Raw genomic sequence first — 13,328 nt, forward strand, 5'->3', positions numbered from 1 at the left:
TGCATCGATCTCGATTGCGGTCGGCGCCGTGGCAAGCGCCTTCCCAGTCCGCTTCTGCGATCCAAGCGGTTTTTGGGTCATTGAAGCTCTTATCTGGCTATGAATGAGGAATTTGTTCCACGGAACGCCCACTTGGTCAATAATCCATTATGTATATCGTACCAAAGTGGGTCGGATTGTCGTGACCGGCAATAACTTCCACCAGTTGCCTTCCTATTTTGCACCATAATGGCTAGTCTTGTGGTGTTTCCCGGAAATTTCAGCTTCGTTGCAGGAAAAACTTTCCTATCAAGTGCCGCTTGTCCAGGAGGCGTCCTCGTCCCGCAAAGGCAGAGTTAAAAAGCTGAAATACAAATAGTTTCGCTTTTGAACGTGCTGCGGCTTATCCAGTTCCCTCCTATCAGAATCGCTTCGTCGATTTTTTAGGATAAGGCAGGGATAGATTGAAGGCAGGCTGAACGAACCCGCCTGATCGGCGATTCGCCTGCAGAGGGCGGCCTACCCCTTTCGAGGTATCGCACGCCGGATTTCACGCTTGTCGGATCGTCCTTTTACAGGGCGCGGCCCTCTGTGAGGTACCGCGCCCTTGGACATCCTCTCCCGAAGCGATTTAGCCGCGGCCGAGGGCCGTTTTCATGAGGCCCATCTGCTTGCGGTAGAGATTGGTCATGGCCGCAAAGTCGGCCTGGACCTGCCCCAGGGTAAGCAACTGGTCTTCCAGCGTGACATTGTTGCCGTCCGGCTTGGTTTCGGTTGTGTCGCCGTCCAGCACGACATGGCTGCCGGCCAGGGGCGGGCGGGCGCCGAGCGCGGCCATGCCGCTGGACAGCTCCACTTTCGGCCGGGAGACGCGGGGCGTACCCGCTACGCCATATTGCGAGACGAGCGAGGAGAAGTCCGGCGCGTCCACGGTCCGCGCCTTGAACCCGGGCGTCTCATTGTTGGCGATGTTCTCGGCGATCACGCGCTGGTGCTCGGCCATGTATTTCATGGCCTGGCCCATGCCATCGAAAATAGGAGGAAGAGAAGACATGAAGGTTTACCTCAGGAACCGGTAAGCCGCGACAAGGCGGCCTGGTAGTTGGCGAGCTGTTTCTGCTGGTAGACCGTGCCGCCGCCGGTAATCGCGCCGTCCACCAGGGTCGCCTTCGACGAGTCCCAATAGAGCGAGCGATAGGCGGTCTGGGTCATGGAGAGGGCCGACTTGATCTGGGCCAGCGCGACTGCAGCCGTCTTGGCATCCTTCACCGACAGGGTCGTGGCGAGGCCCAGGCTGTAAGTGCCGCCGGGCGTGACCTTGGGCGCATCGGCATCGGGTGCCTTGGAAGCGACCAGGCGTACAGGGTCTATGCCCAGTTTGGACAGGGCGTCCTTGTTGTCCGGACCGGAACCGAGTTCGACCTGGTAGCCGGACTTCACCTGGATCTTGAGCGTCGTCTGGCCGTTCACGCGCGGGGTGGTGATGGTGGCCTTGGTGCCGGTGATCTTCTGGATCTTCTGCGCCAGCGAGACCATCGTCTCGTCCTTGCCGATGGTGATGGTGCGCGTGGCCCCGCCATCGACGCGGATCGTGAACTTGTCGCCCGCCTGCAGGTTGGTCTGCGAGGAAAGTGTGGTCGATTCCTGCTCGTTCAGTGTGCCGCGGTTGAGGCCCAGCGCGCCCAGCACCGTGGATCCGCCTGCCACGGCGGAGATCTTCACCGGCTCCGTGGTCGAGGTATACATGCCCCACTGCGAAATCTTCTCGATCGCGCCCGTGGAAGCATCGATCCGCGCGACGAAGCCGTCGACAGTGCCGGACTTCGTTCCCGACAGGTCTCCCGCCGTGCGGCCGCCGACATAGAGCGTACCGTTCAGATACGTGACGCTGTCGGCCTGATCGGTGGCCGAGGTGCCGATATACGTCGTGCTGGCCGAGGACAGGGCGGCATCGATGCGGGTGACGAACGCGTCCTGTCCGCCATTGATGCTGTTGACCTGCGTGCCGCTCACCGCCGAACTCGTGGTGCCGACGACGGCAATCTCGCCGCTGTCGGACACGGCGATGGCGCGTGCGGAAACCTTGCCGAGCGTGATCGAGCCGAGATCGGTGGAGAGCGAGGTGGAGTCGATCCGATGGATCGTGGCCACGCCGCTTTCGCTGGTCAGGGCAAGGAGGTTGCCGTCGTTGTCGATGGCGAGCGAGGTGACGGAATCGAGGCCGCCGCTGTCGATCGCGCGGCGTTCCTGAAGTTTGCCGGTCGCATCGAGCTTGGCGATGAACGCATCGCCGCCGCCCGTCGATGATTTGCCCGCGACATAGATGCTGCCATCGTCGCCCACGGTCACGGCGCTTGCGGTTTCGTTACCGACCTGCCGGATGACGGTGGCGGAAAGCTGGTCGCCCTTGATGTTGTAGCGCGCGACCAGCATGTCGGTCTGGCTGTCGTCGCCGCCGTTGTAGGCACCGTCTACCGTGCCGGCGACCACGATGTCGCCATTGGCGGCAATGCTGACGGCGGCGCCCTGCGCGCTGCCTGCAGCGCCCAGGCTGCGCTGCCATACGACATTGCCCTTGCTGTCGACCTTGGTGAGGAACAGATCGTCGGAGCCGTCCGAGATGCGCGTGCCGACATCCCCGGCCGTGGTGCCGACGACATAGCTGAAGCCTTCGGAATCCGTCGCGATCGCCTTGGCCTGGGTGGCCGCGGCGACCGTATAGTCCTTGTCCTCGTCGTCAGTGGAGGATGCGTTCGCCTTGGCGTCTGCCGTGGCGGTGCCGTCTACCGCGTTGAGCTTGCTCAGGCGCTGCCAGGACAGGGAATCGTCCAGGTCTTCCACCCGGTACACGCGCGCAGCGGTGGCGGCATCCTTCGCGGTCTCGCCGCTGGCCACCATCAGTGCGTCGCCGCCGCCGACCTGGTCGATGGCGACTTTCTCGCTGCCCGCCGGATTGAAGACGAGCCCCCATTTGCCGTCGTTCTTTTCGACGGTGAAGTTCGACTTCCACTTGCTGATCGGGTCGCCATTGGCATCGACCACGGGATTGCCGCTGGTGTCCAGTGCCTGGCTGCTGCCGATGGCGGCATTAAGCGCGGCCGCGACCGAATCGAGCGTGGGCGGCTGTGTCGTTGCCGAAAGGTCGACATTGACGGTCTCGGTGGTGCTGCCCTTGGTCAGCTTGATCTGCAGCACTTCGCTGCCGGTCATGCCGGAGATGGCCGCATTGCGCGTGGCCGATACGCCTTCACCGATGACCGCGCCGCTGGAGTTCGTGGACTTGATCGCGACGGAAGTGGCGTTGCTGGTCTTCGACCCGAAATAGAGCGAGACGAGATCGGTGTCGGCCGAACCCAGGAAGGACTGAAGGTCCAGCAGCCCTTGCGCGAATGTCTTCTGGAGCGAGGCGCGCTCCGTGGAAGACGTCGTGGCCTTGGCGGCGCTTTCGGCCAGGATGCGGAGCCGGTCGAGCGCCTTGTAGGTGGTGAAGGCGGTCTGGACATCCGGCAGATCGCCCAGCGAGCTGTCCTTGGTGGTGTCCACCAGCGACAGCATCCGCTTGAGCGCGACGATCTGGGCGCTGACCGGGCGGGTATCGGCGGCTTCCTGCCAGGGCGGCGTCGTTTCCGGCGTGGCGAGGGTGAAGGCCTTCTTGGCCTTGAGAACGGCAGCGCTGTCCAGGGCGGCGAGGGAGGACGACAGGGCGGAATAGGCACTGGTGCCACCCAGAACCGACAGTCCGATCAACCCGTTGTTTATATTTATCGTCAATTCTGTCTCCATCGGGCGGTTGCGCAAGCCTTCCTCCTATAAATAGAAGGAACAGCGCCCAAACCGTGCGGAATTGAGCAATTTTTCGGGGGTATCGAAGTGACGATGATGGCCGCGGTGGCTGAGCCGCCGGAGCTCAAGAAATACTCGGGAATTCAGCGCGCTGCCGCGCTGATGCTGGCCCTTGGACGCGACCATGGCGGTCCGATCTGGGAACAGCTGACCACCGAGGAAATCAAGGAGCTGTCTTCCACGATCGCCCAGCTCGGCCGGGTGCCCGCAGTCGTCGTCGAGCACCTGCTCGTCCAGTTCTCGGGCGAAGTGGCGAGCATGGCGACGCTGCATGGCTCCTACGAGACCACCGAAAGGCTGCTGGAAGGCATTCTCTCGGCGGACCGCGTGAAGGAGATCATGGAGGACATCCGCGGTCCTTCCGGCCGTACGATGTGGGACAAGCTGTCCAACGTCAGCGAGGCCGTGCTCGCGGGTTACCTCAAGAACGAATATCCGCAGACCGTTGCGGTGATCCTGCACAAGCTGCGCCCGGACCATGCCGCGCGCGTGCTGTCCGAACTGCCGCGCGATTTCGCGACCGACGTGGTCATGCGCATGCTGCGGATGGATACCGTGCAGAAGGACGTGATCGTCCAGGTGGAGCAGACGCTCAAGAGCGAGTTCATGACCAACCTGTCGCGCGCCCAGCGCCGCGACCCGCATGAGACCATGGCGGAACTGTTCAACGCGCTGGACCGCTCGACCGAAGAGGCCATGCTTGGCGCGCTCGACGAGAAGGCGCCGGAATCGGCCGAACGTATCCGCGCACTCATGTTCACCTTCGAGGATCTCGGCAATCTGCTGCCGGGGGCGATCCAGACGATCGTGCGCAATTGCAACAAGCGCGAACTGGCGCTGGCGCTCAAGGGTGCGCCGGACGAGATGAAGAAGCTGTTCTTCGGCGCCATGACCGAACGTGCCGCCAAGCTGATGCGCGACGACATGTCGGCCATGGGTCCGGTGCGCGCGCGCGAATGCGAGGAAGCGCAGACGGCTCTGGTGCGTCTTGCCAAGTCGCTTGGGGATCGGGGCGAGATCATGCTCGTCGATCCCAAGAGCGACGACGCCATGATCTATTGATCGGTGCGATGACCTGTTTGATATCCTGCTCGTCCGGGTTAACGTACGGAACGAGCAGGGAAGATTCCGGTATCCGGTGCGCTCGCGGCTTGTGTCGCGAGCTTGCCATTTGGGGAAGCCAATGGCGTATCGGCCGAACGATTTCGAACTGTTTCATGCCTCGCGGGACCATGTCCGCGATGCGCGACCGGAAGGTCGTCCGAATTCCGAGGGTGCGGCGATGATGGAGGATCCCATGACCATTCAGCCATTCGGTTTCGACAGGATATTTCGTTTTCCGTCCAGTGAGCAGGTCGACGAACGACGACACGATGAACTGCGCGAGCACGTCGAGGAACTCCAGGCCCGTATAGAGCGCCTGCACGAGGACCACGTCGCCGAGCTGGCGCGGGCGCGGGTCGATGGCTTCGAGGCGGGCCTGGAGCAGGCGCGGGGCGAGCGGGCGGAAGCCATGCTGGCCGCCACCGATGCGCTTCATGCCTCGATCGACGATGTCGAGAGCCGTTTCGATGCGGTGATGGATCAGGTCATTGCCGAGGCCGGGGCGATTGCGCTCCAGGCCGCCGAACTGCTGGCCGGACATGCCATTGCCGCCGAACCCGCGCGCGCCATCGACGAAGCGCTGACCCGCGCGCTCGATCAGGTTTCGCGCGATACCGCGCTGTCGATCCGCGCGAACCCGGCCATGCGTGAAGATATCGAGCGCCTTGTCGAGGAACGCCGCGCGCGCGAGCGGCGGGCGATCTCCATCGTCGTGGTCGACGACGACACGCTCCCTTCCGGCGATGCCCATATCGGCTGGGCCGAAGGCGGCCTGAACATCGACGCGGCCTCGCGCCGTGCCGCGGTCATGGCCGAACTCGCCGGTGTTCTGGGGCAGGAACCCGAAAGCGACGCCGTCTCGTCGTGAGCCGGTCCGGCGCTTGGCCGGCTTTCCGGCGCGCCGCAGACCGTCAGGCTCCCGATCGGCCGGGAGCCGCTTCCACCGAAAAGACCTGGGTGCAGACTGGGGCGCAGACCGCGTGGCAATGGCCAGCGGGACTGCGGCCTCGCTGACGGCGGCGCGCCGGTTGCGCCCCTGACTCTCCAGCCCGTCCGGCATCTGCACGGGGCCGTGTCCAAGTTCGACTACCGGCCCGGAAATTCCTGCATAAACTTTTCCTGTTCCCGGCAAGAGTTGCCTAGCGTTTATCCTATAATGTCAGGGGCGACACCAGGGGGTGACGCCGCTGACGTAAGAGGCGACTTTTGAACCCGTTGCGGAACTTTATCGAGCAGGTCGGTCCCCGCCGTGCCCTGCTGATGGGCGGCGTGGCCCTTGCCCTGCTGGCCGGGCTCGGATGGATGGCGTTTCGCAGTCCTGCGACTGAGATGGGCTATCTCTATACCGATCTCGATCCTTCGGCGGCCCAGTCGATCAGCGAGAAGCTCAAGGGCCAGAACGTGCCCTTCCAGCTCTCCGCCGACGGCTCTGCGGTCATGGCCCCGGTCGACAAGCTGGCGGAGCTTCGCATGTCGATGGCCTCCGAGCAGCTGGGCGGCAAGATCGGCTACGAAGTGCTCGATGCAGAGGAGCCTTTCGGCATCTCTTCCTCGCGCGCGAAGCTGAACGAGACCCGCGCCATCGAAGGCGAACTGGTCCGCTCGATCGAGAGCCTCGAAAAGGTCAGCAAGGCCCGCGTCCATGTCGTCATGCCGGACCACGCGATGTTCGAAACCGAACCGCGCAAGGCCAGCGCCGCGGTGACGGTGAAGACCAACGGGCGCCTTTCCAGCGAGCAGGTCCAGGCGATCCGCTACCTCGTCTCCTCGGCCGTTCCCGATCTCAATCCCGAGGCGGTTTCCATCGTCGACCAGACCGGCGCGCTGCTGGCGCGGGCGGGCGAGGGCGGTGACGCCGGTGCAGGCAATCTCGAAGACCGCCAGAACGCCGTCGAAGCGCGCCTGCGCACCGAGATCGAGGCGATGATCGAACCGATCGTGGGCCAGGGCAAAGTGCGCGCCGAAGTGGCGGCCGTGCTCGAACGCGATCAGGTGCGCGAGGAATCGGAAGTCTTCGATCCCGATACCCAGGTCGTGGCCCACACGGTCACCGTGGAATCGAACAACCAGAGCGACGAGAATTCCGCCGGCGCCGAGGGCGTGACGGTCGGCTCGCAGCTTCCCGACAACCAGGGCAACGTCAACGGCAATGGCGGCGACGCCCGCCGCTCGGCGCAGAACGAGACCTCGGAAGACACCACCTACCAGAACAGCCGCACCCAGAAGGTCGCGGTCCGCACCCCCGGCCAGGTCAAGCGCCTGACCGTGGCGGTCATGGTGGACGGCGGGCCGCAGGGCCTTCCCGCGCCGCAGGTCCAGCGCCTGCAGCGACTGGTCGAGAATGCCGTGGGATTCGATGCCGACCGCGGCGACAGCGTGGTGGTCGAGAACATGGCCTTCAACGCGCCGACCGATCTCGACGGCGCCGAAGGCGGCCTGCCTTTCGGCCTGACCATGGACCGCATCTTCGACGTGCTGAAGATCCTGATCGTGGGCGGCATCATCCTCTTCGCCATCCGCATGCTCAAGCCCAAGCTGGCCGAGCCGCCGCTGGTCGAAGGCGTGGTGGAGCGCCGCCTGACCGCCGAGGATGCCGAAATGATGGCCCTCAACGAGCGGGCCGCGGCCGGCGACGAGGAGGCCATCCGCCAGCTCGACGAAATGCGCGCCAACGAAGGCGAGATGCTCGACCAGGAAATTGCCCTGGCGCAAGTGGACGGGCGCATCAAGCTCTCCGCCCTGCGCCGCATCGGTGACGCCATCTCGGCCAGTCCCGGAGAATCCGCATCCGTAATCCGTCAGTGGATGAACAGTTGAAAGGTATGACCATGAGCGACGAGCTCGAGCCGCGCCAGCTGGCGCCTGCTCACCTGTCCGACGAAAACCCGAACGGCGAAGCGAGCGAGGATGCCGCAGCCGCCTGGTCTCCCCGTCCGACCACGCCGCCCACGCCCGACGACCTCCAGGCCGTGTTCGACGTGCCGGTCAAGGTCCAGGCCGTCCTGGGCCGGTCGCGGATGGACATCGGCGACCTGCTGCGCCTGAAGCCCGGCATGGTGGTGGAACTGGACCGCCGCGTCGGCGAGCCGGTGGACATCTTCGTCAACAACCGCCTGATCGCGCGCGGCGAAGTCGTGCTGATCGACAGCACGCTGGGCATCACGCTCACCGAAATCGTCCGGCAGGAGGCATGATGCCTTACTCCGAACACGATCCGACCCGGCTGATGCTGGTCGGCGACCTCGGCAACGCGATGGGCCTGGCGGTGGAGATGGTGCGCGGTTCGCCCGCCAGCATCGCCGTGGGCACCGCCAGCTCCACCGTGCTGGAGGACTGGCACCGCGCCAAGGACGATCTCGTGGTCGTGGACATCGCGGTGAACCTGCAGGACGTGCTCTCGCGGCTGCGCGGCGAGCGGGCGAACCAGCCCGTGGCCATGGCCGTCTCCGAGCTGGTCGGGCAGAACATCGCCGATGTCGAGCGCGAGCTGATCCTCAAGACCCTGGAACATTGCCGGGGCAATCGCACTTCCGCCGCCTCGATGCTGGGCATTTCGGTTCGGACCATGCGCAACAAGCTGCGCACGTTCCTGTCCGACGGTGTCGCGGTGCCGCCCGGCCTGATCCGTCATTGACCTCCTGAAAGCCCGGTGAAGCGATGAACGCACTCGTCTCTGCAAGGCTGGACCAGTTCCTGGCCCGCCTCGGCCCCAGCCGCGATCTCGCGCTGGCGCTGGGGGTCAGCGCTATTATCGGCATGCTGATCCTGCCGATGCCCGGCTGGATGCTCGACATGGGCCTGGCCCTGTCGATCACCGCCTCGGTGCTGATCCTGATGACGGCGCTGTTCATCGAGAAGCCGCTGCAACTGTCGAGCTTCCCGACGATCCTGCTGATCGTGACGATGCTGCGCCTGGGCCTCAACCTGGCCTCGACCCGCCTGATCCTCGGTCACGGGCACGAGGGGCATCATGCGGCGGGCGGCGTGATCGCGGCCTTCGGCGAGTTCCTGATGGGCGGCGAGACCGTCATCGGCCTCACCATCTTCGCGATCCTGATCGTCATCAACTTCGTGGTCATCACCAAGGGCGCGGGCCGCATTGCCGAAGTGGCGGCGCGCTTCAGCCTCGATGCCATGCCCGGCAAGCAGATGGCGATCGACGCCGATCTCAACGCCGGCACCATCACCGAGAGCCAGGCGCGTGAGCGCCGCGCCGAGATCGAGGCCGAGAGCGGCTTCTACGGCGCGATGGACGGTGCCTCTAAGTTCGTGAAGGGCGATGCCGTTGCCGGCCTGCTGATCACGGCGATCAACATCGTCGTCGGCCTGATCATCGGCGTTGCCATCCACGGCGTGCCGTTCGGCGAGGCTTTCACCACATACACCATCCTCACGGTGGGCGACGGCCTTGTCAGCCAGATCCCGGCGCTGATCGTCTCCACGGCGGCGGGCCTGCTCGTTTCCAAGGGCGGCGTCGTCGGCAAGACCGGCGCCGCGCTGGGCGACCAGCTCGGCCGCTACCCCAAGGCCTTCGGCATCGTCGGCGTGCTGATGACGGTTCTGGCGCTGATGCCGGGCCTGCCGTTCATTCCCTTTGCCGCGATGGGCGGCATGTGCGGATGGATGGCCTGGTCGATGTCGCGCAAGGCGCAGGCCAGCGCCGCGCAGGAGCGCATGCAGGAGGCGATGGCGCAGCAGCAGCAGATGGAAGCGCAGGCCGAGGAACCGATCTCGCGCACGCTGGCCATCGACGCGCTGCGCATCGAACTCGGCTACGGGCTGCTGCCGCTGATCAACGATTCCCAGGCCGAGCCGCGCCTCGACGACCAGGTCCGCGCGCTGCGCCGGCAGATGGCGATCGACTACGGCTTCGTGCTGCCTTCGGTCCGCATTCTCGACAATATGGCGCTTCAGCCGAACGAATATATCGTCTTCGTCAAGGAGACCGAGATCGCGCGCGGCGAACTGCGCATCGGCAAGTTGCTGGTGATCAACGCGGCCGGGCAGGACATCGGCATTCGCGGCGAGCCCACCAAGGAGCCGGTCTTCCAGTTGCCGGCGCTCTGGATCGACCGCGACATGCGCCAGGAAGCCGGCTTCCGCGGCCTGACCGTGGTGGACTGCGGCACCGTGGTGACGACGCACCTGACCGAGATCGTCAAGGACAACATCGCCGACCTGCTCTCCTATACCGAGACGCAGAAGCTGCTGAACGAAGTCCACAAGGACACCGAGAAGCTAATCGCGGACCTGATCCCCAGCAAGATCTCCATCTCCGGCGTGCAGCGCGTGCTGCAGAACCTGCTGGCCGAAGGCATCTCGATCCGCGACGTGCCCACGATCCTCGAAGGCGTGGCCGAGGCGACGGCGATGACCGGCAACCTGACGCAAGTGACCGAACATGTCCGCGCGCGCCTGGCCCGCCAGATTTCGGCGCAGCAGACCTTCGACGGCGCAATCCCCATCGTCACGCTTGGCGGCGAATGGGACGAGGCGTTCGGCGAGGCCATCGTCGGCCTCGGCGACGACCGCCACCTGGCCATGGCGCCTTCGCAGCTCCAGGCGTTCATCGCCTCGGTCCGCGACACTTACGACCGGTTGGCCGGGCAGGGCGAAATTCCCTGCCTGCTTACCAGTCCGCCGCTGCGGCCCTTCGTGCGCTCCATCATCGAGCGCGTGCGCCCGGCGACCGTCGTGCTCTCGCAGAACGAGATCCATCCGCGCGCGCGGCTGCGCAGCCTCGGCACGGTCGGTTGAGCGGTCCCGCGCCAGGGGCCTGAATATAGGATCGCACGACCGGGCAGGCTGCAATCCCTCTATGATGAAGTGTTGGCCGCGGATCGTCGGCCGGGAGACGTCCTCTAATGCCGGTTTCCGTGAATTCCCTGTTCCCCATGGCCGCCGCGACGGGCGGCAGCACCTCGGCCGCCGCCGTCTCCGGAGTTGCAGCCGCTGACAGCCTTGCCGGCGGGCTTGCCGGCGGGGGGGCTTTCAAGAGCGCGGAACAGGCTACCGGTTCCTTCCAGTCGCTGCTCGGCGCAGCGCAGGCGGTGCCCGCGGGTGCCGCCTCCGGCACGGTCCAGGCAGGCGCGCCAGCAACGGCAGCGACGGGCGAGGCACCGGCTGCTGCCGAGCTGATCCCGGCACCTGTCATTTCCGCCGATACGCTTGCTCAGGACGCGGCAGCCGCTGCGGGCGCCTTGCCGGCCGAGAACCTGCTGGCGAAGCCGGCGACGTCCACGCCGGGAGCCAGGCCCGCCGATGGGAGCCACGCGGCGAAAGCCGACCATATCAAGCCGCCTGTCGCGACAGCCGGGGCAGTTCTGCCGCAGCTCGTCGCCGAGGCGGCAGCTTCGGCAGATGCGGCCCCGACCGGCGAGACCGGCGAAGCCGCAGGCGATGTCGCCCCGGCAGGGGAGGATGCCGATGCCCCGGAGGCGAAGCACCTCGACGCCGACGCTTCCGCATTGATCCCGGCCGCCCAGGCGCAAATCCCGCAGACGCCGACGACGGCGGTGCAGCCGCAACTCGCGGTCGCGCCGCAGGCCGTGCCGGCGCCGTCCGAGGAAGTGCCCGGGGAGCCCGCCAAGATCGCCACCGACGGTGAGGGCAAGGCTTCGGTGAAGCTGGCCAAAACGGGAAATGCCGGGACGTTCGCGGGGGCCGAGCGCGCCGCAGCGGAACCGGCAGGCGCTCGCAGCCAGGGCGCGGCGGCCAATGCCGCAAGCCCGGTCGATACCGCGCAGGCGCCCGACCAGGCCGCCGCCACGCCCGATGGCAATCTTTCCGCACCGCTGTTCAGCCAGACGCTGAACGCCGCCGCCAGCCGCCCCGCCGCGCTGCCTTACGCGCCCACCGCACAGGCCGCGCCGCAGAGCGCGACCGTTGCCGTGCAGCAGGGGCAGTTCGGAAACGACATCGGGGTCGAGATCGCCCGCGCGCTCGACAAGGGCAGCGATGACCTGCTGATCCGCCTCGACCCGCGCCACATGGGCCGGATCGACGTGCGGCTCTCATTCGACCACGACGGCGTCCTGCGCGCGGTGGTCTCGGCCGACAGCGCGTCCTCGCTGGACATGCTGCGCCGCGAAAGCACCGATCTCAACCGTGCCCTGGCCGATGCCGGCGTGCGGTCCGACGGGCAGTCCCTGCGCTTCGACAGCCGCTCTGGCGGGCAGGGCGGCGGGCAGCGCTGGCAGGGTGAACAGAACCAGCGTCAGGCCCAAAGCGGCCTGTCCGACGGCTTCGGCGGGAGCGACGACCCGATCTACCGGCCTCTGCGCAGCAGCGGCCATGTCGATCTCATGGCATAAGGCACAAGAGCAATGACCACCGTTTCAGGCACCTCGTCCACCGCGACGACCGACACGACCGCGGCCTCCACTTCGGGCCTGCTGACCGATTACAACTTGTTCCTCAAGCTGCTGACCACGCAGATGACGAACCAGGATCCGCTCGATCCGATGGACACTTCGGAATATACGCAGCAGCTCGTGCAGTATTCGCAGGTGGAACAGTCGATCCAGCAGACCGGCTCGCTCAAGGACATCCTCAGCCAGCTTTCCTCGCAGCAGATGTCGCAGGCTTCCAGCTACATCGGCCGCGAAGCGCGCTTCGATTCCCCGGTGTCCGGTCTCGGCGATGCTCCGGCGCACTGGACCTATTACGTGGACGGCACGCCCGCCGCGATGACCGCCACGATCAAGGACTCCTCGGGCGCGGTCGTCAACACCGTCACGCTCGATCCCGAAACGCAGGGTTCCTACTCGTGGGACGGCACCAAGGCGGACGGCAGCAAGGCTGCGGACGGCGCCTATACCTTCTCGGTCACGGCCACGGACAGCGCCGGCAATGCACTGGACACCACGATCAACTCGGTGGCGATCGTCAACGACGTGGTGACGGACGGCACGAACATCATGCTCGGCGTGAACGGCATCCGCATGTCGGCATCGGGCCTCGTCGCGATTGCCGCGGCCGGGACCAATATCGACAACTGAGGCCTTCCCACCGGGGCTTCACGGCGCCCCGGTCCGTAAAAGAAGAACACCCCTGAACCACGCGGTTCAGGGGTGTTCTTCGTTCGACCGGCCAAAGCCTTTCCCATCAAGTGGAATGACCCGATGCCCCGGAAAACCGCGACAAACCGGAAACCTGAAGCACTCGATCCGACGCAGTGGGATCGAGTGCTCCGGTTCAGGCCTGGCCCACCGTGGAGCGACAATCGCTGCTGCCGATCGTGGCCGCTAGGCTGGGGCTTTCCGAGGCCTGAAGGGCCACGTCCAGCCGCGTGCAGCCCGGAATACGGTCCGGCAGCGCCAGGATCATCAGGCAATCGGCGATCGAGGGATCCTCGATCGGGCCGATCAGTTCGTCCACGTCCTCATAGGACATGTCCGCAT

The 13,328-nt window shown here is 65.6% G+C and carries 11 protein-coding genes; 8 read left to right on the top strand and 3 right to left on the bottom strand.

Annotated features, from left to right (window positions below; genetic code table 11):
• Window positions 1–610 precede the first annotated feature (610 nt).
• Complete coding sequence (locus EDF58_RS19835; protein WP_132268651.1) at window positions 611–1,033, bottom strand: flagellar biosynthesis protein FlgB; 423 nt, start codon at window positions 1,031–1,033, stop codon at window positions 611–613.
• An 11-nt stretch (window positions 1,034–1,044) separates the two neighbouring features.
• Window positions 1,045–3,750 carry an SBBP repeat-containing protein gene (locus tag EDF58_RS19840; RefSeq protein WP_132268653.1) on the bottom strand — a complete coding sequence of 902 codons (2,706 nt, stop codon included), beginning with the start codon at window positions 3,748–3,750 and terminating at the stop codon, window positions 1,045–1,047.
• 99 nt (window positions 3,751–3,849) lie between these two features.
• On the opposite strand from EDF58_RS19840, the gene EDF58_RS19845 reads away from it, so the two are divergent.
• From EDF58_RS19845 to EDF58_RS19880, 8 genes are all read left to right on the top strand, one after another.
• Window positions 3,850–4,884, top strand: coding sequence for a flagellar motor switch protein FliG (locus tag EDF58_RS19845; RefSeq protein ID WP_132268655.1), 1,035 nt, complete (start codon window positions 3,850–3,852; stop codon window positions 4,882–4,884).
• Between the two features lie 235 nt (window positions 4,885–5,119).
• Window positions 5,120–5,794 carry a FliH/SctL family protein gene (locus tag EDF58_RS19850; RefSeq protein WP_243654386.1) on the top strand — a complete coding sequence of 225 codons (675 nt, stop codon included), beginning with the start codon at window positions 5,120–5,122 and terminating at the stop codon, window positions 5,792–5,794.
• A 392-nt stretch (window positions 5,795–6,186) separates the two neighbouring features.
• Window positions 6,187–7,743: a flagellar basal-body MS-ring/collar protein FliF gene (gene fliF / locus EDF58_RS19855; protein WP_207913063.1), complete on the top strand. Its 1,557-nt coding sequence runs from the start codon at window positions 6,187–6,189 to the stop codon at window positions 7,741–7,743.
• Between the two features lie 11 nt (window positions 7,744–7,754).
• Window positions 7,755–8,120 (top strand): flagellar motor switch protein FliN, encoded by a 366-nt coding sequence (gene fliN / locus EDF58_RS19860; RefSeq protein WP_207913050.1) that lies wholly within the window; start codon window positions 7,755–7,757, stop codon window positions 8,118–8,120.
• Window positions 8,120–8,560 (top strand): helix-turn-helix domain-containing protein, encoded by a 441-nt coding sequence (locus EDF58_RS26660; protein WP_132268661.1) that lies wholly within the window; start codon window positions 8,120–8,122, stop codon window positions 8,558–8,560. The genes fliN and EDF58_RS26660 overlap by 1 nt, the downstream gene beginning before the upstream one ends.
• A 23-nt stretch (window positions 8,561–8,583) precedes the next feature.
• Entirely contained in the window at window positions 8,584–10,683 is a 2,100-nt protein-coding gene (gene flhA / locus EDF58_RS19870; protein WP_132268663.1) for a flagellar biosynthesis protein FlhA, read from the top strand.
• A 107-nt stretch (window positions 10,684–10,790) separates the two neighbouring features.
• A complete protein-coding gene (locus EDF58_RS19875; RefSeq protein WP_165921490.1) occupies window positions 10,791–12,239 on the top strand; it encodes a flagellar hook-length control protein FliK in 1,449 nt (482 codons plus the stop codon).
• 12 nt (window positions 12,240–12,251) lie between these two features.
• Window positions 12,252–12,926: a flagellar hook capping FlgD N-terminal domain-containing protein gene (locus EDF58_RS19880; RefSeq protein ID WP_132268667.1), complete on the top strand. Its 675-nt coding sequence runs from the start codon at window positions 12,252–12,254 to the stop codon at window positions 12,924–12,926.
• 196 nt (window positions 12,927–13,122) lie between these two features.
• Here EDF58_RS19880 and EDF58_RS19885 read toward each other — a convergent pair whose 3' ends face one another.
• Window positions 13,123–13,320 (bottom strand): hypothetical protein, encoded by a 198-nt coding sequence (locus EDF58_RS19885; protein ID WP_207913052.1) that lies wholly within the window; start codon window positions 13,318–13,320, stop codon window positions 13,123–13,125.
• Window positions 13,321–13,328 lie beyond the last annotated feature (8 nt).

Origin of the sequence: Novosphingobium sp. PhB57 (assembly GCF_004342985.1) — a bacterium.
In the GTDB taxonomy this organism is placed as follows: Bacteria; Pseudomonadota; Alphaproteobacteria; order Sphingomonadales; family Sphingomonadaceae; genus Novosphingobium.